The sequence below is a fragment of the Salinibacter altiplanensis genome (assembly GCF_002894645.1).
Lineage (GTDB): Bacteria > Bacteroidota > Rhodothermia > Rhodothermales > Salinibacteraceae > Salinibacter > Salinibacter altiplanensis.
The window spans coordinates 104,998-127,523 of the sequence record NZ_NCQY01000011.1 but is presented as its reverse complement, the minus strand read 5'-3'; the positions used below and the strand labels follow the sequence as shown (position 1 = coordinate 127,523).

General features: G+C 65.8%; 14 protein-coding genes and 1 tRNA gene. 7 read left to right on the top strand and 8 right to left on the bottom strand.

The annotated features are described in order from the left end of the window. Positions 1-137: 137 nt before the first annotated feature. The 5 genes from B7R93_RS06690 to B7R93_RS06670 all read left to right on the top strand — a co-directional run bounded on the left by B7R93_RS06690 (position 138) and on the right by B7R93_RS06670 (position 5,468). Entirely contained in the window at positions 138-2,267 is a 2,130-nt protein-coding gene (locus tag B7R93_RS06690; RefSeq protein WP_232798114.1) for a DNA polymerase domain-containing protein, read from the top strand. A 49-nt stretch (positions 2,268-2,316) separates the two neighbouring features. Beyond that, positions 2,317-2,550 carry a hypothetical protein gene (locus B7R93_RS06685; RefSeq protein WP_103020044.1) on the top strand — a complete coding sequence of 78 codons (234 nt, stop codon included), beginning with the start codon at positions 2,317-2,319 and terminating at the stop codon, positions 2,548-2,550. A gap of 128 nt (positions 2,551-2,678) precedes the next feature. Further along, positions 2,679-2,855, top strand: a complete 177-nt coding sequence (locus tag B7R93_RS06680) for a hypothetical protein (RefSeq protein ID WP_157942222.1) — start codon at positions 2,679-2,681, stop codon at positions 2,853-2,855. Between the two features lie 44 nt (positions 2,856-2,899). Further along, positions 2,900-4,402 carry a sodium:solute symporter family protein gene (locus tag B7R93_RS06675; protein WP_103020042.1) on the top strand — a complete coding sequence of 501 codons (1,503 nt, stop codon included), beginning with the start codon at positions 2,900-2,902 and terminating at the stop codon, positions 4,400-4,402. 70 nt (positions 4,403-4,472) lie between these two features. After that, positions 4,473-5,468 (top strand): DUF6588 family protein, encoded by a 996-nt coding sequence (locus B7R93_RS06670; RefSeq protein ID WP_103020041.1) that lies wholly within the window; start codon positions 4,473-4,475, stop codon positions 5,466-5,468. A 140-nt stretch (positions 5,469-5,608) separates the two neighbouring features. Here the strand turns inward: B7R93_RS06670 and B7R93_RS06665 are convergent, their stop codons facing one another. The 7 genes from B7R93_RS06665 to B7R93_RS06635 form a co-directional block, all read right to left on the bottom strand. Continuing rightward, a complete protein-coding gene (locus tag B7R93_RS06665) occupies positions 5,609-6,154 on the bottom strand; it encodes an inorganic diphosphatase (RefSeq protein WP_103020040.1) in 546 nt (181 codons plus the stop codon). A 105-nt stretch (positions 6,155-6,259) separates the two neighbouring features. Then, the gene (locus B7R93_RS06660) at positions 6,260-6,940 is read right to left on the bottom strand and encodes a hypothetical protein (protein WP_103020039.1); all 681 of its coding nucleotides are present in this window, start codon (positions 6,938-6,940) and stop codon (positions 6,260-6,262) included. 112 nt (positions 6,941-7,052) lie between these two features. After that, positions 7,053-8,039 (bottom strand): L-histidine N(alpha)-methyltransferase, encoded by a 987-nt coding sequence (gene egtD / locus B7R93_RS06655; protein WP_103020038.1) that lies wholly within the window; start codon positions 8,037-8,039, stop codon positions 7,053-7,055. A gap of 175 nt (positions 8,040-8,214) precedes the next feature. Beyond that, positions 8,215-9,066, bottom strand: coding sequence for an SDR family oxidoreductase (locus tag B7R93_RS06650; protein WP_103020037.1), 852 nt, complete (start codon positions 9,064-9,066; stop codon positions 8,215-8,217). A 121-nt stretch (positions 9,067-9,187) separates the two neighbouring features. Beyond that, complete coding sequence (locus B7R93_RS06645; RefSeq protein ID WP_103020036.1) at positions 9,188-9,892, bottom strand: hypothetical protein; 705 nt, start codon at positions 9,890-9,892, stop codon at positions 9,188-9,190. Positions 9,893-10,211: 319 nt separating this feature from the next. Beyond that, positions 10,212-13,778, bottom strand: a complete 3,567-nt coding sequence (locus B7R93_RS06640) for an AAA family ATPase (protein ID WP_103020035.1) — start codon at positions 13,776-13,778, stop codon at positions 10,212-10,214. Further along, on the bottom strand, positions 13,775-15,079 hold the full coding sequence (locus tag B7R93_RS06635) for a metallophosphoesterase family protein (RefSeq protein WP_103020034.1): 1,305 nt from the start codon (positions 15,077-15,079) through the stop codon (positions 13,775-13,777). Before B7R93_RS06635 ends, B7R93_RS06640 begins: the two co-directional genes overlap by 4 nt. A gap of 1,046 nt (positions 15,080-16,125) precedes the next feature. On the opposite strand from B7R93_RS06635, the gene B7R93_RS06630 reads away from it, so the two are divergent. Further along, the gene (locus B7R93_RS06630; RefSeq protein ID WP_103020033.1) at positions 16,126-19,914 is read left to right on the top strand and encodes a PAS domain S-box protein; all 3,789 of its coding nucleotides are present in this window, start codon (positions 16,126-16,128) and stop codon (positions 19,912-19,914) included. Between the two features lie 421 nt (positions 19,915-20,335). On the opposite strand, the gene B7R93_RS15235 is transcribed toward B7R93_RS06630, so the two are convergent. Continuing rightward, positions 20,336-20,470, bottom strand: a tRNA-Leu gene (locus B7R93_RS15235). Position 20,471: 1 nt separating this feature from the next. Between B7R93_RS15235 and B7R93_RS06625 the strand changes: the two genes are divergently transcribed. After that, the gene (locus tag B7R93_RS06625; RefSeq protein WP_157942221.1) at positions 20,472-21,650 is read left to right on the top strand and encodes a tyrosine-type recombinase/integrase; all 1,179 of its coding nucleotides are present in this window, start codon (positions 20,472-20,474) and stop codon (positions 21,648-21,650) included. The last annotated feature ends 876 nt before the right edge of the window (positions 21,651-22,526 follow it).

Here is a 22,526-nt window from a genome sequence, read left to right as displayed (position 1 = left end):
TTGCCGCAGTGTGAAAGCGGTCACCTGTCCGTTATATCGGGTTCACTCCAGACACCTTCTTCCCGTTCTTCTTTCTCTCCGACTTTTCGCTGCTCGCGGATCGGTATCGGAGCGGGACCGTCCACACGGCCACCGAGTTGGCCGGCGACAATTTTTACCGGTACCTGCTCACCTTCGAGACGTGGAGCGACTACTGGAACGCCATCCGGCAGGTCGAGGATCGCACGGACAGCGACGAGGGCTGGCCCGACGAGCTCTACCGCGTGGGCTCTCCCGTCCAGCAGTACCTCATGCAGACCGGGCGGTCGTGCCTGCTCGACATGACCCTCGACGACCTGCACCGCCTGCAGCTCGACATCGAGGTCTACACCGAGGGCGGCTTCCCAAATGCCGACCGCCCCGAGGACAAGGTGATTATCGTCGCCCTCTCCGACAACCGCGGCTGGGACGAGGTCCTTCACCTCCGCAATGGCATCAACGAGGCCACGCTCCTCAAGGAGCTCGTACACGTGCTCCGGGAGCGCGACCCGGACGTGATCGAGGGGCACAACGTCTTCGAGTTTGACCTCTCGTACCTCCTCGACCGCTGCGCCCTGCACGACGTCGACTTCGCCATCGGCCGCGACGGGTCGGTGCCCCGCACGTACGACTCCAGCATGCGCTTCGCGGAGCGGACGGTGGACTATCCCGCCGTCGACATTGTGGGGCGACACGTGATCGACACCTACTTCCAGGTGATGTCGTTCGACGTCTTCAGCCGCGACCTGCCGGACTACAGCCTCAAGACGGCCGCCCGCTACTTTGGCCTCGCCCCCGAGGAGCGCACCTACATCGAGGGCACTGACATCTCGCGCGCCTGGCGGGAGGACCGCGAGGAACTGCTCGACTACGCACTCGACGACGTCACGGAGACCAAGCGCCTCGCAGGGCACCTCTCCGGCTCCACCTTCTACCTCGCTCAAATGCTCCCGATGACCTACGGCTCGTCGGCGCGGCGCGGCCCGGCGACCAAGATCGAGAGCCTCTTCGTACGGGAGTACCTCCGGCGGCGCCACGCCCTGCCCCGCAGCAAATGGGGCAGCCAGTCGATGGGCGGCTACACGGACATCTTCCTCAGCGGCGTCATGGGCCCCATCGTCTACGCCGACGTGGAGAGCCTGTACCCGTCCATCATGCTGAACTACAACGTGCAGCCGTCCGGCGACACGCTGGACCTCTTCCCCCAGCTCCTGGAACGGCTCACGGACCTGCGCCTGGAGACAAAAGAGGACATGCGCAACGCCGAGGACGAGGAGGTGCGCAGCGAACTCGATGCGCGGCAGTCCTCCTACAAGGTGCTCATCAACAGCTTCTACGGCATGCTCGGCTTCTCCCTCTCTGCCTTCAACGACTTTGCGGAGGCCGACCGGGTGGCGCGCACGGGCCAACAGATCCTCCGCGACCTCATCGACGAGATTCGGGGGCGGGGCGGCACTGTGATCGAGGTCGACACAGACGGAGTCCTCTTCGTGCCGCCGGACGGGGTGCGGGGGGAGCAGGCCGAGACCGACTTCACGGTGGGCCTCACGGAGGCGATGCCCGAAGGCATTCGCGTGGGCTTCGACGGACGGTTTCAGAAGATGCTCTCGTACAAGAAGAAGAACTACGCCCTCCTCACCTACGATGACGAGTTAAAGTTCAAGGGCTCCTCGCTCATCTCTCGCTCCAACGAGCCGTTCGGGCGCGACTTCGTGCGCCGGGCCATCCGGCGCCTCCTCGACCACGACGTGGAGGGACTGCACGCGCTCTACGTGAACACCCGCGACAAAATCATCGAGCACGACTGGGAGAGCATCGACAGCTTCGCCCGCACCGAGACGTTAAAGGACACCCTGGAGGACTACGAGGCCGACGTCGAAGCGGGAAGCCGGCCTCGCGCCGCCACCTACGAACTGGCCAAGAAAAAACAGGAGCGCACCGGAAAGCCAATCAAGAAAGGAGACCGCATCAGCTACTACATCACCGGCGACAGCGCCAACGTCACCGCCTTCAAGAACTGCAAGCTGGCGGCGGAGTGGGTCCCGACGGATCCCGACGAGAATACGGCGTACTACCTACGGCGGCTCGACGAGTTTGCCACGAAGTTTGAGCCCTTCTTCACCGAGGACGACTTCCGGCTCGTCTTCTCCCCGGAAGACCTCTTCGGCTTTTCAGCGACAGAGATTGACATCCAGACCACTAGGCACGAGTCTGAGTATGAGGAAAATCAAGATGAGGTGCCCTTCTGATCAGCCTCGTGTTCGTCGCCTTCGTTCTCTTTCACTGCCTCGTTCGCCCATGAAGCGCATGCTTGCCGCCGGGGGCTTCAGCCTCGCCATCGGTGCCGTCTCCCTCCTGCTCCTCGCGTCCGTCGTCTACTCCTGTCGAGGGGGAGGCGACCCTCACCACGAGCGGTCCGATGCCACCTTCGACGCTCCGCCTGTGCAGGATGCACGGGTCGCTTCTCCTGTGCACCAGGCCTCTGCCCGGCGCTCTGTCGACGGGCCGGCCGTTGCCCTTGACCAGTGCTAGCTCCCTGTCGCTCCCCCCGCGGCATCCGACCTAGATCCATGGAGGATCCCCCCGACGATATTCCCAGGGGCCTCGTCGTCCCGGGCCTTGGGGACTCCCGACGCCCGGCACTACTGGCATTCCTGGTCGTGAGCATACTCTCGGGCCTTGCCCTCATCTGGCCCGTCTATCCCTGGGCGGTGGACCTGACGCCCTACGTCCTCGGCCTGCCCTTCTCGTTCGCCTGGACGGTGGGTTGGCTCATCGTTGTGTTCATCGCCCTGGTGCTGTTGTACCGCGCCGACGAGCCCGACCCGGCGGACTGATCCCCATTCTCTCGCGCGTCTCTCTGGCTCTCGTCACTGTCCCCATGCCCGAGCGGGCCGTCATTCTGGTCATCTGCGGTCTCTATCTTGTCCTGGTGCTGGGGATCGGCGTCTGGTCGGGGCGCACCGCAACCGCAAGCGTGGACGGGTACGTGGCGGGCGACCGGACGCTGGGCGTGGTCGTGCTCTACTTTGTGCTCGGGGCATCGGTCTTCTCGTCGTTCGCGTTCCTCGGCGCCCCCGGCTGGGCCTACTCCCGGGGGGCGGCGGCCTTTTACATTATTGCCTACGGCACGGTGGGAATGGTGCCCTTCTATTTTCTCGGGCCGCGCGCCCGACAGGTCGGCGAGGCGTTCGGCTTCGTCACCCAGGCGGAAATGCTGGCCCACCGGTACGACAGCCGCACGCTCTCGGTGGTGCTGGCCGTGCTCAGCGTCGTCGCGTTCGTGCCCTACCTCACGCTGCAAATGAAGGGGGCAGGCCTGCTGTTGTCGACCATCTCCGAAGGGCTCGTGCCGCAGTGGCTCGGGGCGCTCCTGGCCTACGGCGTGGTCCTGGTGTACGTCTTCGCCAGCGGCATGATGGCGATCGGGTGGACGAACACGGTCCAGGGCCTCTTCATGATGGCCGTCGCTTGGTTCCTGGGGCTCTACCTGCCGGAGACGCTGCACGGGGGCATCCAGCCTATGTTCGAGGCAATTGCGGCGAGCGACAAGGCGGCCCTGCTCGACGTGCCGGGCCTCGCGGCGGACGGGGCGCCCTGGAGCTGGGCAGGCTACAGCTCCGCCGTCGTCGTCTCGGCCGTCGGCTTCTCAATGTGGCCCCACCTCTTCATGCGCGCCTTCACGGCGAAGAGCGACCGCACCCTCAAGCTGACGGTGGTCCTGTACCCCACCTTCCAGCTGTTCCTGGTGCCCATCCTGCTGATCGGCTTCGCGGGCGTCCTGGCGTTTCCGGAGGTTTCGCCGCCCGACACGATCGTCCCTCACCTGCTCACCCAGATCGAGCTGTCGCCCGTCCTGGTGGGGCTGGTGTGCGCGGGGGCGCTGGCCGCCTCGATGTCGTCGGGCGACGCCATCCTGCACGCCGCGGCCTCCATCGGGCTGCGCGACGGCATCAAGCCGCTGCTCTCCGATCCCATCAGCGATGCCCAGCAACGACAATGGATTCGCGGCCTCGTCGTTGCCACGAGCGCAGTAGCCTACTACTTCGCGGTCTTCTCGGAGGTCGGCATCGTGGCGCTCCTGCTCGGGGCCTATGGCGGGGTGGCGCAGATCTTCCCCCTCATCTTTGCCGCCTTCTACTGGCCCCGCGCCACCGGCCCCGGCGCGCTGGCGGGCCTGCTGGCAGGCATCGGGGTCAACACCTTCTTCCTCGTGGCATCGCACCTCCACCCCTTCCCCCTGCACGAGGGCCTCTACGGACTCGGGGCGAACGTAGCCGTGTTTGTCGTGGTGAGCCTCCTCACTGCGCCGCACGCGCGAGACCGCCTCCGGGCCTATACCCACCCCCACCGTCTCTCCGCCGACGAGACGGCCACGCCGTAGCCCACGGCACAGAGCTTGCTTCGTTTTTGTCTCCCCAACTCGCACGCTGTTCTTGACTCCCCCTCTTCTCATGCACACTCTCCGATTCCGCCTCCTTTCGTCCCTAATCGCCCTCACCGTTCTCATTGTCCCACCGGCCCAGGCCCAGGACGAGCTTGGCGACGCCCTAAACAGCATCGGCCAGCAGTACGCCGACGGCTACACGCAGCCGGTAACCGACGCCCTCGGAGCCGACCTGAACGCCGGGCTCTTCCGCACCGCGGAGGTCGGGGGCGAGGGCATCATTCCCGGAATCGACGTGTACATAGGCGTCGCTGGAATGGGCGCCCTCACGTCTGGATCAGCGGAGTCGTTCCGTCTGAGCGACGAGGTGATCGAGACCGAAAGCGGCCGTCGACTGCGCATCGAGTATCCGAATACGGACCTCCCGACGGCCTTCGGCGAGAACGAATCCCCCGGCTCGGCCGACGTTATTGACGAGCAGACCGGCGTTCCGGTCGACGAGGTTCCCCTTCCCGCCTCGTTAATCGACACCCCCATTGCCCCCCTGGCCGTCCCACAGATTGGCGCCGGGACCGTCTTCGGCACCGACGCGCAGGTTCGCTTCCTCCCGGAGACGAGCATCAGCGACTACGGGTCCGTCTCGCTCTTCGGCCTCTCCGTGCGGCACAGCATCAGCCAGTACATTCCCCTCTCGCCCGTGGAGCTCGCCGTGCAGGGAACGTGGCAGAGCCTGTCGCTCTCCGGCAGTGACGACGGCCCCAATCCCGGCGAGATCGTCGACGCCTCCGGCTGGGCCCTCAACGCGCAGGTGAGCAAGAGCATCCCCGTCGCCCCCATCACGTTCTACGGCGGCCTGCAGTACGAGCAGTTTGGCGTGGACGTGGGGTACACGTTCCAGACGCCGGACGGCAGCACCTCAACCGTCTCGCTCGATCAAGACGCCTCGAACAGCGTCCGGGCCCTCGCCGGCGTGTCCGTCACCCTCGCCGTCGTTCAGCTCAACGTCGACTACGCCCTGGCCAGCAACAACACCGTGAGCGCGGGGGTGGGCATCGCGCTTTAGATACTGCCCTCCATGCGAGCGGTCGTCTCCGACGGCAGAGAGGCGTCCGCGCGGCAGTCCCCGCTCGTCGGGAGGCCGTCGCTCCCACGCCGTCTTGTGCGGATGAAGGTCGACGTGGGACTCATCGAAGCGCTCAGAGATCACTCCTCGTGCTTCGCGGTAATTTCGTTCTCGTAGCGTTTGAGGGCCCCATCGACGATCCCCTTCGCCCGATCCGGCCCGAAAAAGTCTTTCACCTGAACGGTCTTGTCCTCCAGGGCCTTGTAGTCCTGGAAAAACCGGCGCAATTCCCGAAGGCGATGGTCGGGAAGCTCTTTGATGTGCCAGTAATCGTTGAAGGCCGGGTCGTCGAGATGAATGCAGATGATTTTCGCGTCCTCCTCGTCGTCGTCGAGCATGTTCATGAGCCCAATGGGACGGGCGCGCAGGATGCTCAGCGGGTCGACACTTTCCTGCGCCAGCACGAGCATGTCGAGGGGGTCCCCGTCGTCCGCGTAGGTGCGCGGGATGAAGCCGTAGTTGGCCGGGTAGACGACCGAAGAGTGGAGCATCCGGTCCACCCGGAGCAACCCGCTCTCCTTGTCCAGCTCGTACTTGACCTTGCAGCCCTGGGGGATTTCGATGATGCAGCTGAACATGTCGGGGGCCTCCGCCCCCACAGCAATGTCGTGCCAGGGATGGCTCATGATGGGTCTACGGGCAGTGGGCAAAACAGAAAGCACAGGGGACCGCAGGAAGGCCGGACGGACAGATACAGCCCCCGGGATTGAGCATCTGGGCGGGGCTCGGGCCTAGGCCCCGGCATCCGACGCGGCATCCGTTTGGGGCGCCCCCTTCAGGCGCTGGGACGGATCGAACGATCGCTCCGCCCCGAGCCATACCGCAATGGCGGCACTTGTGATGTGCGTGGCCCCGGGGTCGAAGGAGAGGCCCTCGGTCTGCGTCTCGCCCAGTCCCTCCATGTCCCCGTCGATCTCGTCGAGCCGCTCGGAGAGGACCTGCACGTCTCGGGCAAGCTGGGACGCTGCCTCGGTGGCATGGTTCTCGAGACGGAGTCGCTCGTCGCGGTGCAGGTTGACAAACCGATGCAGGACATTTCTCCCCTCAAGGTGGACGCCCATCTCTTCGGGATCACCGGCCGCCGCTCCGCCTCCGTTCGTGACGGTTGCCGCGACAGGATCGAGGCCCCGGTCCTCGAGGGCCTCCACGAGCGCCGCGCCGATGTCGGGCCCCCGGTTGACGATGAGGCTCGTGCGGCCGATATAGGGCTGGTCGGCCACGAGCTCCTGAAGACGGTCGGCGAGGTCGTCGGCCGACTCCCCATCCGTGTGGTGTCGGATGCGGGTGAGCCGGTAGGTCGCCGGCTCGTCGGAGTTCTCCTTCGACTTTTCGAACAGCGCATGGGTGACGTCCGGGGCGCCGTCCCCGTCGGCCGGGGTGACATCGACGCCCAGAAAGAATGCGTGGGCCATATCGGGCGGAGAGATGGACGGTTGAAGTGTGATAAGCGGGGACCATACGGATGGACCTCTCCACCCACTCGTTCCCTTTCGAGGAACAGCGCCCTCCCGGTGCCGCATGAATTCACGCCGAGTCAGGGCTGGTGGTGCAGTACTGCACGCTGAAGTACGAACGATCATCCGTCCATACCGACTCCACCTCGAACCCGGTTTCGGCCGCGAGGCTCGCAAACCCCTCGAGCGTATACTTGTGGGAGTCTTCGGTGTGGATTGTCTCGCCCTCCTCAAAGGCAAACGACTCGCCGGCCACAGTCACAGACTGTGCGATTGTGCTTCGGAGATGGCTCTCCACACAGCCACGCGCTTCGTTCCAGCGCACCTGGTGCTCGAAGGCGTCGAGGTCGAAGGTCGCGTTCAGCTCTTGGTTCATGCGACGGAGCAGATTCTTGCTAAAGGCCGCCGTCACTCCCTCGGCGTCGTCGTAGGCGGTCGTCATCACGTCCACGTCCTTCTTCAGATCCACACCGATGAGCAGCCCGCCGTCGGGCCCTGTCGTGTCGGCAATCTGTGACAGAAACGCGCGGGCCTGGGCTCGCGGAAAGTTTCCAATCGTAGAGCCCGGATAGTATCCCACCGTGCGGCGTGCCGGGCGCGGCGACTCGGGCAGCTCAAAGGAGGCCGTGTAGTCCGCACACACCGGCTGAATGGGCACCGCCGGATGGTCCTCGGCGAGTGCCTCGGCACTTTCGAGGAGATGACGCTTCGAGATGTCGACCGGCACGTAGGTCGCCAGGTCCTCCCCCATCCGCTCCAGCAGGATGCGTGTCTTCAGGCTGCTGCCACTGCCGTACTCGACGAGGCGGGCCGCCGGCCCGATGGCCTCGGCCATGGCGGACACGTTCTCCCGCATGATTCCAATCTCAGTGCGGGTGGGGTAGTATTCGTCGAGCTCGCAGATCGCGTCGAAGAGCTTCGACCCGCGCTCGTCGTAGAGGAACTTGGAGGGAACACGTTTCTGATTCTTGCGGAGACCGCGCAGCGTCGCCTTCCGGAAGGATTCCGTGGTAGGCGCCTGATCAAGGACGGGGTGAATGCTTGTGGAGGTGGGCATACACCTGGGGTGTTGGTGGCAAGAAGAGATCGCAGGGGCCCCGATTCGGACCCGCACGTGTGTCGGAGACTCGAGATTGGCCTTAAACAATGGGGGGCCCGCCGGGAAATCAACTGCACGCGGGCGTGCCCCGAAGCATGGGGGAATCGTTACAGGCCGTGCCCGGGACGCTGCCCTACCCCTCCAGGTCCGCCAGAGGATCGGGCCGACGAAATTGATACCCGCACCGGTCCTTGACCTTCTGGCTGTCGACGCGTTTTCCGGTGGTGGAGTCCGATGCGTCGAAGGCCGGCGGGTCCAGGCCGAGCACCTCCGCCGCGCGGGTGTAGAGGGCTTGTCGGGTCGGGTGGGCGTCTGCACAAGCGTTGAAGACCTCGTCTCGAACGTCTTGTTCGAGGAGAGTGGTGAGCAGAGCCACACAGTCCTCCCGATGAATCAGATTGACCGGGGCCTCCGGCCGCCCGATGCCGGATCGTCCCGCGAGGAAGCGCCCAGGGTGACGATCGCCCCCGTAGAGCCCACCAAGCCGCACGACCGTGGTGGCAAACGACGGGTCGCTCATCAGCCTCTCCTCGGCGGCCAGTACGGCCCGCCCCGTTGAGCGGCGTGTTCCCGGCAGGGCACCGGGGCGGCCCGGCGGCTGATCGGCCTCCGTCACCGTCCGCTCCACGTTCGGATACACCCCGGTGGAGCTCGCAAACAAAATCCACTCGACTGCCCCATCGGAGGCGGCCTCGCGGACCGCATCGATTTGGCGACAATAGTACGCCTCCGCGTCGTCGGCGCTCCGGGACGGGGGGACGTTCAGGACGAGGATGGGCGACTCGAAGAATGCCGATGCGTTCTCGCCGGCGAGCGCCGGGGCAAGGGTCAGCAGGTACGGCTCGAGGCCCTCTCCACGTAGGGGATCGACCTTCTCCGGAGTGGTGGTGGAACCGCGCACGTGAACGCCGTGCGCCACGAGGTGCCGGCCCAGCGGCCGACCGAGCCAGCCGCAGCCGAGAATACTGATGTCCGCGTCGATCATGCAGGACAGAATCCGATTCGTCTGAGCAGTGCTTGTCCCTGATTCTGCTCAAGGCAGAACCGTCGGACGACCACACAGGGAAGGCGGCGGGCTGTTTCCTCGACGCCTGCGTCCCCCTCCGTCACGGACCGTACAACCGCTCCTGGAGGTCTTCGAGGGCGTGTTTCACAATGTCCTTCCCAAAGACGCCGGTCGTTGTCCCCTCTCCTGCTTCTCCTTTGCTCGGCGACCCCGGCGCCTCTTCTTGGGCCGCGGGGGACTTCGTCGCGTCATCGGGGGCGTTCCGCTGCCGCGTCAGGTACTCTCGGACCTGGCGGCGGCAAATGGGCCTCTGCAGGGCCGCTCGAACAGTGTCCATGTCGAGCACCGGCCGGGCGAGCTGTCGAAGCGCCGCTACGTCTTCGGACGTGTAGTCGAGAAGGTCAAAGTCCAGGACCGGCCCTTCAAGCCCTTCCGCCTCGGTCCCGCCGCCCGCGTAAAACTGGAACCGAAGGCCATTCGTGAACAGGACGAGCGGCCCTCCCGTCGGTGCGGCACGCCGGAACAGAACATGATTCTCCGGAACGTCCAGGGGCCTCGTCGCCTCCGTGCACTCGACGAGGACCAGCGGCGTGCCATCTCGTCTCAGGACGTAGTCTGCCCTCCCGTTTTCTTTATCGTCAGTGCTCGCTTCCGGCTCCACAGCCCGAACATCGAAAGGGTCGTAGCCCAGCGCGTCGAAGAACGGAAGAACAAGCGCGGTTTCGGTCTTCTTCTGACAATCGAGGACGGCATGCTGTCTGTCGGCCCGGGCTTGAAGCGTCGAGAGTCGGTCGGCGAGATTCATCGGGACGACGGCACCACACATCAGAACGGCGAGGGTGCCTTTTGAACCACAAACACGATGCCAACGCGGCTCCCTTTTCGTTCCCGATGCACAACGACATCCCCCCGTGAGGGACGGGCCGAGTGGATCCCTCCGGTGAACGCACGGGCCGCCGGGTGACCTGCGCAATGCTCGACGGGGACAGGACGGTTCTCGTCAGACGGCCCCAACCGAGCAAACGTGGGAGACACCACCGTTCTTCGGAGTGAGGAGACACGAGACGTGAAGCTGTTCGCCGAGACGCGCACACCGTTGACGGGAGAGAACGTGGAAGACCTCGTCAGGTCGAATTCGCGTTCGTTCCGGCAGAGGGACTGTCTTCGATTCCCGGAGCACGGTCACAGATTCGGTCCAGCACGGCCTCGACCTCGTCCCGCCGGATGCGCCCCGCTTCAAGGTCCTCGCTTACTGCCTCCAGGGCCCGGCGCCACCACGCCTCAGGGGGAAACTTCGTCTCCGACGTCAGGTGTCCTTCCGCCTGGAAATAAGCATCCAGCTCGTCCACCTTATCGGAGCGGAAGCGCTTGACGGCCCCCTTTCTCAGTCCGTCGAGAATGCGGGCGGCCTCCCCGTCGACGCGCTCCGCCAGGGCGGCCACCTCGTCGATGAAGGTGTCGGACACGGCGTCCGTCGCCTCCAGGGCCGCCCGCCCCACCGGGCTCCCGCGTCCCACGCGCCACGCGGCGGCCCAATGCTCCACCGCGCGGGCCAGCGCCTCCAAACGCCGGTAGCTCGACGGATCCAGGTCGATGAGCGAAAGGGCGTCCCGCTCCGCCAGGCCGGCGAGCTGTCCCCACCGCCGATAGGAGGCCTCCACGGCACGACACAGCAGGTTCCCGTCGTCGGTCAGGTGCCACAGATGCAGCGCCGCAACGTCATTTCGGGGCGTCCAGACCGGGATGTCGAGGTGACGCGCAAGGGCCTCGTGGCTGCGCTCGTCGGGGGGCGGGAGTGCCGGCGACGCGGGCCGTCCCGACCGGAGGGCACCGTCCCCACTCATGTTCTCAACCGCAACGCTCCCCCCATCGGCCCCGGACAGCGTGTGGATCGCAAGTGCCGTGTCGGTTTCGTCGAGCTGCCGCCGCCACTTCGCAACTTCATCGGACTGCGCCGTCAGATAGAACACCTGGCGTCCCTCGGCGGCGATCGTGTGGATCGCTTCGATGAGGGCCGCCGCCTTCTCGTCGTCACTGTTGGCCAGGGCCTCGTCCAACACCAGGGGCAGCTGGACGCCTTGCTCCTGGGTCTCAACAAAGGCCATCCGAACGGCAAGCAGGAGCTGGACCTTGGTGCCGCCCGACAGTTCTCGAAGCGCGAGCCCGCGTCCGGCGTCCGTCACCACGCGGAACGTGCTTTCCGCCCGGTCAAGGTCCAGGCGGTAGCGGTCACTCGTGACTTGCCGGAAGAGTGCGTCGGCACGGGAAAAGACGGCCGGCAGATCCTGATTTCGGGTCCGCTCGTGGACGACGTCCGCCAGGGCCTGCCCGACGACCCGCCGCAGGTCGCGACGGCCTCGACGCCGCAGCGCCCGGCGGGCCGATTGGTGCTCCGCGAGTGCCTCTTCAAGGCCGTGGTCCGCCTTCGCGTCTTCGACCTGCTGCTGAATGCGGCTGATCCGGTCGGAGAGGTCGTCGGCCTGCTCGGCCTGCCGGGTCGCCTCCTCCTTCCGCCGCTCCAGCTCTTCGGCCGTCGCTGCGAGCATCGAGTCCTCGCCCCCCTCCCGTTCCTGGAGGCGCTCGCGTTCGAGCTCGACGGACCGCTCGGCCCGGTTCAACGCCTCCTCGGCGGCCTCGTACGCGTCGAACTGAGCGCACCACTCCGCAACCGTCTCGTCGCTTCCCTCGTCCAGCCCGAGCCGATCAAACAGCTGCTCGATCTTGTCGTCGATCCGTTCAACCTGTTCCGTCGCCTGATCGAGACGCTGCTGTGCGGTTTCCCGGTCGGCATGGGCCGCCTCGAGGACGCGCTGGTCGTCCCGGAGTTGCTCCAGGGCCGCCTGGCCGTCGCTGATGTCCTCCACGTCCTTTCCGTACGGCTCGACGAGCGCTTGCACCTTGTCCCACCACGCCTCTGCCTGGCGCTCGGCCGCGCGGATCTTCTCCTCCGCCCCCCGGACCTCCGTCCACGCCGCCTGCCAGGCCCCCAGCCGCTGCACGAACCAGAGTAGCGAGTGGGCCCCGAGCCCAGGGTCTACCTGGAGCCGATCCGCAAGCTCGGCCTCGCGTTCCCCCAACGCTGCCCGTTCGTCCTCGATGGCCCCCGCCTCGTCGGCGTGGCGGGCCCACTCCTGTGCCTTTGCCGCCTCCAGCCGCGCGTCCGTCCAGTCGTGAAGGAGCGAGTCGAGGTGGGCGTGGACCGCGTCGCGCGACCAGGCTGGGGGCGTGGGAAGGTCGAGCCGCTCGAAGCGCTGTTCTAGATCCGGCCGACGCGTCCCCGTCGGGACGCCGGTCGAGCGGGGGGCGACGTACGCAGCGACGGCCACGACGACGCCCCCCCCAGCCACGACCCAGCCCAGGAGCGCCCCGTCAAGTCCCAGTACGGTGCCCAACGCAACGATGGCGACCGTCCCCGCGAGGACCACATAGCGACGGATCTGTCCCCGTCCTGCCTCAGCAGGAGCCGACGCCGGCTCGCGCAGCCACTCCGCAAGCTGCTCGACCCCGCGACGAATCTGCTCCGGAGGGGGCTCGGGGTCGGCCTCGCCAAGCCGCCGCTCCAGGGCGCGGAGCGCCTCCTCTCGCCCCTGCACCTCCAGGCGTGACTCCGCCAGCGACCGGACCGCGTCGACCGCCGGCGCGTCGATCTGGGCGGCCGCCTCCCTGTCGTCCCCCGACAGACGCTCCCACTCCGTCGCCTCCGTCTTTGCCGCCCGGGCTCGCTCGCGCTCCGCCTGGTCGACGGTCGTCCGCGCCTGCTCCCATTCCTGTAGGGCCGTCCGGAGCGTGTCGAGGGTGCCGTCCGGCAGCCCCTCCGCCGGCAGCCGGCTTTCGGCGATGCGTGTCTCCGCCGCCGCCCGCTGCGCGGTGGCATCCCCTTGTTTCTCGACGGCGTCCTCCCGGTCGGCCCGAAGGTGTTCGAGGCGCTCGGCCTCGTCTCCCTGAAGGGCGTGCATGCCCTCGGGAAACGCGTTGACCGCCCGTTCGGCCTCCTGGCGCTCCTGCTCCGCCCGCGCCACCGCCAGGGCCTGCGCAAGGGCGTCGCGTCGACGGGCCGCCGCCTGCGCCTCGTCCCGCTCGCGGCGGAGCCGCCGCAGCGACCGCTCTTTGCGCTCCAGGGTCCGGTGCAGCGACCGGGCCTCCTCCACACGCCCCCGCGCCTCTTCGACCTCGCGCGTCTCCTTCAGCGTTCCCTTTGCGTACTCGCCGAAGCCAAGCGCCCCGGCGGCCCCCGGCACGTCGTACCCGCCCTGGGCCTCCTGCAGGATGGCGTCGGCCAGGGCCCGTTCCGAATCTTCGGTGGCGGCGAGCAGGTCGCGCAGGGACATGTGGTAGCGATCCCGGTGGCTAGGCGGCGGCATCGACGGCGGGCCTGCCGGGGCGCCGCCCTTCTGGTACTGCACCCGGCTGCCCTCCACATCGCCCCGCCACGGCTCGTCCCTCAGGCGAAACGTTCCCTCAACGAGAGGCCGCCCCCACCCGTGGGCCTCCGGCCATAGGAGCACCGTCACGGCCCGGGCGAGCGTGGTCTTGCCGGAGCCGTTCGGCCCCGCGATGACGTTGACGCCCGGGACGAGCCCCTCTGCCTCAAGCCCAAACGACCGGCCGTACATCCGCTGCACCGCAAGGCGGCGGAGGTGGAGGGCAGCGTCGGCCGTTGCCGTCGGCGTGTCGGAGGAAGCATCCGTCATTTGTGGGGCGCAGCGTCGGTCTGAGAGCGCAGTTCGTCGAGGAGCAGGAGTCCCTGACGCTGGACCATGTCGGCAAGCGCCTCCCGATCCGGCGACAGGTCGTCCGCGTCGGAGAGCGGGCCGTAGGCGGGCGAGTCCTGTACCGCAGAGCATGCCTCTTTGATCGCGACCCAGGCGTCCTGGGCAGGCTCGTCCTCCTCCCCGTGCCGCACCGCTAGAAGAAGCTGAGCGAGCACGGCCGGCGGATCGGTGCCCTCCGCGATGCGTTTCAAATCGAGAGCCGGGCGCGTCCGGGCGGCGGCCGACTCCACGATGGCGGTCGACCCCTCCACCGGCACCTCAAGCGCGCCCGGCCACGTCTCCACCAGGTCGCACACCGCACGGTGAACGGACGTACGGCCCGTGAGCGTGAGGCGACAAACGAGCCGCTGCGGCGTGGGGCCTTTCTCGCGGGCCGCTCGGAGCCGGTCACGCATCGCATCCGTCACCGCGGCCTCGACGGCCCCCTCCTCCATCGCATCCACGTCCACGTCGAGGTGCTCATAGCGGAGGGGAGCGCGGGGCAGATGGGTCGCCGTGCTGTCTCCGTCCGGGGCCACCTCTACGCGCCAGGGACCGTGGGTGCCCGTCTCCGACGGGTCCAGCGGCTGGAGCGAGCCGGGGTACAGCACGAGGGGCGACCGGTCGTCTCGAAGCGAGGGCGCATGGATGTGGCCCAGGAGCCACGCCGATACGGGACGTCGGCGCAGGGCGTCGAGCGACACTGGGGCGTAGACGCTCTCCGGGGCGTTCAGGTCGGCGTGCAGCAGCCCCACCGTCGGGACGTCGTCACGGAGGCGCCCGTCCGGAAACGACTCGACCGGAGACCGCTGCGTGTGCGCCTCTCGAAACGACCACCCGACAAACTGAAGAGGCGCGCGCCCCTCCGGCGCTACGGTCAGGGTGCCCCACTTCCCGCCGCGCCCCAGTAGGTGAAAGTGGTCGGCCTCGATCATCCCGGCCAGGCGGGGCAGCGCATCGAAATCGTGGTTCCCGGCCACCGCCACGACGGGAATGCCGGCCTCTCCGAGCCGGCGGAGTCCCCGCTGGAGCGGCCCCAAGGCCTCGTACCGCTTGTTCTGGGCGTCCACCACATCTCCGGTCAGCACCACCACGTCCACCGCCTGCTGCACGGCGTACGACACCGTGTCCTCCCACACGTGGTCGACCGCCCAGGCCCGGTCGCGCGAGTGGGTGCGGGACGGGTAGCGCCCGAGATGAAGGTCCCCAGTGCACAGAATCCGACACGGTGCGTCGGCCACGCGGACGTACAGAGTTGTGAAGACGAGAGCGGCACGCTTATCCCGTGAACTTGCCCAGGATAATAATGAGGGATCTCCAACGTAAGAAAACCTGCGCCCGTCCCCAACCCGCCCACGCGCATCGTAACGGTCGTCGTCCTCAGAACGACTCGACTGTGCATTGGTGGCGACCTGAGTGTACCTGGGACGAAGCTAGCCCCAAACCGTTGTTCGGGTCTTGCCCACGGAGCTGTGGGCGCCCCACGTCGGGAGTCCCTTCCAGAGACCAATCCGGCGTGGGGCTTTTTGCATGCCAGCCGGCCGGCCCTTGGGGTGTCCTCCGGTGCATTCCGCCCCCCCAGATGGTCGGCGTCCACTTCGGGCATTCGTCCCCGACCTGTTTCCCCTCTTCTCCAGCGAAGGACTCCGCTGCATCGGCTCCTCGAATCCAAGAGGCCCCCCACATCGCCGGTGTCAGGCCTCAGAGGGCATTCTGAGGACCACCGGGGCGTTCGTCTCCGCCCCTTGACGGTTCTCGAGAAGCCGTTGCTCGAGACGTCGCCCCGCCCCAACGTGTACAGCGTCGATAGCCTCGGGGACATCCGGGGCTGAGTTCGTTGTTCTCCGGACGCCCCGAGCGGATCTCGGGCAGAATGGGATCTGCACTCGCCCATCAGCGCCGCTACAGAGACCATTCGGGGTCCATTCGTGCCCGTCGCCCGTGGGCATCTCGGCTCGCGATCAGTCTACCGCCCAGCCCCTGGGACCAGCACACATTCAATTTGCACAGGGCCGGGGCCAGTGAGAGACCCGTCCGGGGCTGGTCCTCCTGCACGCACTGAGTACTGCCCTGCAATCGTTTACATAAACTTCACTCATGGAACAAACGGTACCTCTTTGTTGGACGTCGAGGCTTTTTAGGGAGAGGTAAGATTTGTATGATGTATATTCTTGCTCTGGTTGGTTCTCTTTCTACCAACTCATCGTTTTTGTGACCGCTTTTCGTCGCCTCCCGTCGGGGCATTTGGCTGGGTGCTGCCTTCAATCCATACTCCCCTCCCTGTACGATGGGCGAACTTGACTCTGTTTTCCTTTCCGCCCCCAGTAGGCTGGCCGCCCTGCGTCGTTACGGCGTTTCTGGCGGCTTCTCCAAAGAGGCATTCGAGCGCGTGGCCGCTCTAGCAGCGCGCGTTTTTGACGCCCCCATCGCCGGCGTCCACTTTGTCGACGACCGGTGCCGATGGGCCGAAGCCCACGTGGGCCACGAGGCCCAGACGGTGGACCTTGACGTGTCGTTCTCTGCCCGTGGACTCGGGACCGAAGAGGTGCTCGTCGTTGAGGACGCGGCCGAGGACCCGCGGTTTCAAGACCATCCGCTCGTGGCCGGCGAGCCGGGCGTCCGTTTCTACGCCGGTGCTGCCATCACCACGCCCGAGGGGCATGCGCTGGGGCGGCTCTGCGTGCTCGATACGGCGCCGCGATTGGAGGGCCTCTCCGAGCACAATCGGGGGACGCTCCGTGAGCTTGCCGGTGTCGTCATGGACGAGCTGACGCACCGCGCCCAGCCGCCTCCCCGCGAAGAGATTCTCGAAAGCATTACCGACGCGTTTTACACGCTGGACGACGAATGGCGCTTCACCTATGTCAACCAGCGAGCCGAGGCACTTCTTGAGTGTTCTAGAGAAGAGATACTGGGCGAAACGATCTGGGAGCAGTTTCCCGAAACGAAGGACCTTCCGACCCACGAAAAATACCACCGCGCCGTAGCGACCGGCGACCCCACTCAGTTCGAGACGTATTCGTCCCGGTTCGAGGCATGGTTTAGCGTTACGGCCTCCCCGTTTAGGGGCGGACTGTCGGTCTGCTTCAACAACATCACGGAGCGCAAGGAGCGCGAGCAGGCCCTGCGGGAGCGGGAGGAGTATCTGTCGGTCACGCTTTCCTCCATCGGTGATGCCGTCATCGCCACCGACACGAGCGGTCGCGTGACCGAGATGAACGGCGTCGCCGAGCGTCTCACCGGCTGGGCCCAAGAGGAGGCCCAGGGGCGTCTCCTGGAAGAGATCTTCCAGATCAAAAATGCCAAGACGGGCGCCCCGGTGGAGAGCCCGAGCAACGAAGTGCTCCGCAAGGGCCGCACGGTCGGGCTTGCCAACCACACGGTTCTCACCGCCCGCGACGGCACCGAGTACCAGATTGCCGACAGCGCAGCCCCCATTCGCACCGATGAAGACGACCTGTTGGGTGTGGTTCTGGTCTTCCGTGACGTAACCGATGAGTATGAGCGGCGGGCCGCACTCGAGGAGCAACGCGAACGTCTAGAGATGGCCCTGCTTGGGGGAGACGCGGGGATGTGGGACTGGGACATGCAGACGGGAGAGGCCGTCTACAACGAGCGCTGGGCGGCCATTCTCGGCTACACGCTCGACGAGGTCGAGTGTGACAATACATTCTTCGAGCGCCACGTCCACCCCAATGACCTTGAGCGGGTCTACGACGACATCGAGCGCCATGCCCGCGGCGAGACTCCCTACCTCGACCAGGAGATCCGGATGCGCCACAAGGACGGCTCGTGGCGGTGGGTCCTCAACCGAGGCCGAATCGTAGAGCGGGCCGAGGACGGGACCCCGCTTCGCATGGTGGGAACGCACGTGGACATCACCGATCGCAAAGAGCGGGAGCAGGAGCTCCGCACGGTCCGTCGCCGGTTCGAGCAGTTTGCAGAAAACGTCCAGGACGCGTTTTTCCTCTTGCCCACGGACTACTCGGACCTCGAGTACGCAAACTCCGCGGTCGAACGGATCTATGGTGTATCGTTGGAGACGCTCAACGAGGCCCCAATGGCCTGGCTCCGGCACGTGCACCCCGACGACAAGGATGAACTGCTGGCAGACATGACCCGCCAGCAACACGAATCGGTCGACTGGCCCGTGCAGCAAGAGTTTCGCATCCAGCACCCCGACCGGGGGCGCCGCTGGGTGAACTCGCGACTCGACATCATTGAGACCAATGGGGGGCTGTCACGAATCACTGGCGTGGCGACGGACATCACTGAGCGGAAGGACGCCGAGCAAAAGCTCCGCCTCCAACTGGATACGCTCCGGCAGGTGGCGACAGGCCCCCCCCTCCAGACCACCCTACGAGGCCTCATCACGGCCATCGAAGCGCAGCGTCCAGACATGATCGGGTCGATTCTGTTCCACGACCGCGCACAGGGTCGCATCCAGCACGGCGTGGCCCCCAACGTGCCCGATTCCTACAACGCGGCCATAGACGGCATGGAAATCGGTCCGGCCGCCGGGTCCTGCGGCACGGCGATGCACGAACGCGCCCCCGTCATCACCGAAGACATCGAACGCGACCCGCGCTGGTCCGACCACCGCGACCTTGCCCGTTCGCACGGGCTCCAGGCCTGCTGGTCGGTTCCCATTTTTGATTCCCACGACGACGTACTCGGGACGTTTGCGCTCTACCACGAGCAGCCCACCGCTCCAACCGAGAAGGACCGGACGCTCATCGACCAGGCGTGTTCACTGGCCGGCATCGCCATCGAGCGCCACCGCACCGCAGAAACACTGCGTACCCGGGAACAGCGCGTGGAGAAGCTCTACGACGCCATGAGCACCCTGGCGCAGTCCGACACGCCAAACGAGCTGGCGGAGGTGCTCCTCGACCTCATCGCCGACACGCTGGGCTATTCCATCTGCGCAGTGCGGTACGCCGAGGGCGGCCGGCTCGTCCCAGCGGTCGTCTCGCCCACCGGTCGGGACGTCCTGGGTCCGCACACGGACTGCCCCGTCGACGGCCCACAGGCTGCGGCCGAGGCCTTTCGCACCGGCACCCTGCTGCACCACGACGCCGCCGCGGAGGCAGACGTGATCGATGCGCCGGGTCCAGTGGAGGGCGCCGCCTACGTCCCCCTCGGGCCCTATGGGGTTCTGTCCGTTGGCCTGACCGGCTCCGGCTCGCTTCCCGCCTTCGATGTCCGCCTGCTCAACCTCCTGGCCCAGAACGTTGAGGGCGTTCTCCGTCGCATTGAGCGCGAGCAGGAGTTGGTAGAGGCGAAGGAGACGGCCGAGGAGATGAGCCGCCTCAAGTCGGCCTTCCTCGCCAACATCAGCCACGAAATCCGCACGCCGCTAACCTCCATTCTCGGCTTTGCGGAAGTGATCGGCGAGGAGGTTGAGGGCGCGCTGGACGTCCAGGAGCTTGATCTTTCATCGCTCGCACAGTTTTCGTCGCTGATCGAACGGAGCGGACAGCGTCTGATGGACACCCTGACTGGTGTGCTGAACCTTTCAAAGCTACAGACTGGGGAGATGAACCTCAGCTTCGGTCCGGTCAATCTAGCGGCGGAGGCCGGGGCGGCGGCCGATGAGTTTACCCCCCAGGCGGAAGACGCTGGCGTGGACCTGACCGTGCAGGGGGACGAACGGACGGTCTGGGCCTGGGCCGACGCGGGCGGGGTGCAAATCGTGCTCCGCAACCTGCTGTCCAACGCGATCAAGTACACGGAGGAGGGGGGAGAAGTGTGCGTCCGCGTCCGCAGCGAGCAGGCAACAGCGGCCGTATTGGAGGTGGAGGACACCGGAATTGGGATGGACCCCGAGGCAACAGACGGGCTGTTTGAGGCGTTCAAGCAGGCCTCAGAAGGCATCGGGCGAGAGTACGAAGGCACAGGGCTGGGCCTGACCGTCGTCAAGGAGGTCCTGGGCGAAATGGAGGGCTCGATTGCGGTGGAGACCGAGGCGGGCGAGGGAAGCCGATTTACTGTGCGGCTGCCACAAGCCGACCGGACGGATCAGGGCCAGACCGGGCCCGAGGGCGCGAACCAGTTAGTCCCCCCCGAATCGTGACCTGGGCCTGGGCCGAGGCGGGAAGCCCCCGCCGCTAAATGCACAAGACCAGCCGCCGAGAGCAGAGCCGAGCGTGCCACGGGGACGGGTCGTCGGGGCGGCGCGTTGAGCCGCAAACGGAGGCCTCTCTTTCCGTGGCGAGTCCCGGTTCGCCTGCGCTGTCTCCCGCGGTGCTCGCCCCGCACAGGTCCTTCGCCACTCGCCAATGACAGACGTCGTGTGGGGGTGCCTGCCCGATGCACGATGGTTCTCAGTCTGCCCCGAACAAGGTGCTCGACGGTGAACTGCCCTGCCGATCTCAAAGAGGGGGGCGAGGAATTGCTGCGCGGAGCGCTTGACAAAGGTGCAAAACGATAGGGCTCACACACCACAGACGTATGAAAGCCCGCCTGAGGGCTAATCTCAAGCGGGCTGCGTGCAGTGCCCGAGAGAGGACTCGAACCTCCACGGCCGTAGAGGCCACGTGACCCTGAACCACGCGCGTCTACCGTCCGAATCCTTGCTCAGCGCCGCTGAGCGGCGGATTAACGGACCTTCCGGCCTCCGCCACTCGGGCATTGTGTACAGTCGCGTGTGCAGTTGCTGTGTGCAGTGGGCTTTTCGACGCCATAACCCCCGATTTGGTTATGGCAAGCATCTTCGACCGCTCCGGCAACTATTACGCTCAGTTCTACGACTCCAACCGATCTCCGAAGCGGAAACGGTTCTCCCTCCGCACATCGAACCGCAAGGAAGCGCGGAGACGGCTCACAGACTTCGAGCGGGACTACGATAACGGGCAGTTCGACCCGTGGACCGATGACCCGTTCGCAGAGGACTCCGACAGCGACGAAGAGAAGACGGGACCGTCTACGGTCGGTGAAGCGATTGAGGCGTTCTGTGAGGCGAAGAAGGAGCAGGGACGCACCGAATCCACAATCCGCAACTACCGCAAACAGTGGCGGCTCTTCCGGCGTCGCGTCGGCGAGGAAACGCCGCTCGACGATCTCCAATCGAGTGACGTTCGCTCGTTCGTCTACGACAGCGACGTGAAGGCCACAACCGGCGCGAACCGTTACCGGCACGTCGGGGCCGTCCTCCGTTGGTGCGGGCATGAGAGCGTTATAGACGCCGTAGAGAAGCCAAAGACAGGCGATAAGCTACCGAAGGCGCTCCGCCCGGACGAACTCCGCTCAATCTGCCGTGCAGCCGTTAAGGACTATCGAGAGAAGCGGCTGAATGGCGGTTGCCGTTCCCGAGAGATCGTGTGGATCGTTCCTGCGCTCCGGTTCGCTTACTTCACGGGTCTCCGTGGAAGCGAACTTGCACGTCTCCGTTGGTCACACGTCGATCTCGAACGAGAGCAACTGACGATCTACCGGCAGAAGAACGGAGACGAGAGCACTGTCCCCCTTATCAAACCTGCACAGGAGATGCTGCGGCGTCTCTACGACGGAGAGAACGGGGACACCTTCGTTTTCCGTTCGCCCGGTTGTGATCCCGAAGAGAGGTCTGCACGGCGGTTCAGGGAGCACGTGAGCCGCAAGTTCGCCGAGTGGAGAGACGAAGCAGAGGTCCGCCCGGAACTGACTCTGCACTCGACCCGGCACGGCTTCGCTACGCGCCTTGCGGAGAACGGAGTTTCTACCGTAGCGATCAAATCAGCGATGCGCCATTCGGACATCAGCACCTCGATGAAATACGTGCACATGGCGGGCAAACGGCTGCAATCGGAGGTAGAGGCCGCGTTCGCTTGACGAGCCACATACGACCGCTCTCTGCCAGTTCGTTCCGGTAGGGAGTGCCATGGGCAAGCCCATAAGTCCCCTCACAGACGTTGTCTGATCTGCTCGACTCAACTCCGTGCGGTAGCTCCACACCGCTCAACGCGCTATCGCTTCTGCAGGGCGATGAAGGGGCGATCCTCTCCGGTCCCCTGCGGACAGCGGGCAGGTCTCACAGCGCCCCGCACAGCGGTTCGGGCTCGCAGAGGGGGCAACGGGGGCAACACGTTGCCGCTACCACGAACGGCACTCTCCGTACTCTGCACCGATGGATTTGGAATTCTGAAGGGTGTTGGGCGTCCGATCCGAGAGCCGTTGACCTGCAGGACACCGAGATTGGAGCCGCCAACCTCAACGTGCCTACAGAGATTCAACTCACCCTCATAGAGATACCGTTCGAGCCGTTTTGAAGGGGTTATGCCGGAGAGTTGAGGCACACGCGCCCCCCACCCCACCGTCCACAGGGGCAGAAATGGCACCCCACACCCCCTACCGGTCCGGGAATTGCCGATCACCGAGACAGTAGCGAAACGAACGGGAAAATCGGTCTCGGTGACGTTAGCGTGAGAGCGAACCGTGCGATATACCCGAATATTCCCGCTGTGACGGGTCTTTTACGGTGCTCTGCGGTCATGAATCGAACGATACCGTTCACTTCGACCCTTGCCGTTCACCGTTTATTGGAAATAAACTGAACGGTTGCGAAACGGTAGATCCGGGGCTGTCCGTAGGCCTATACACTGCAGTGAGGCAGAGTATGTCAGAAGATTCTATTGTCCAACTCTCTCGGGGCGACAGCAAGTGTCAAGAAGGATTTGGGGAGCGTCTCAACCCCGCAACAGTGATGAG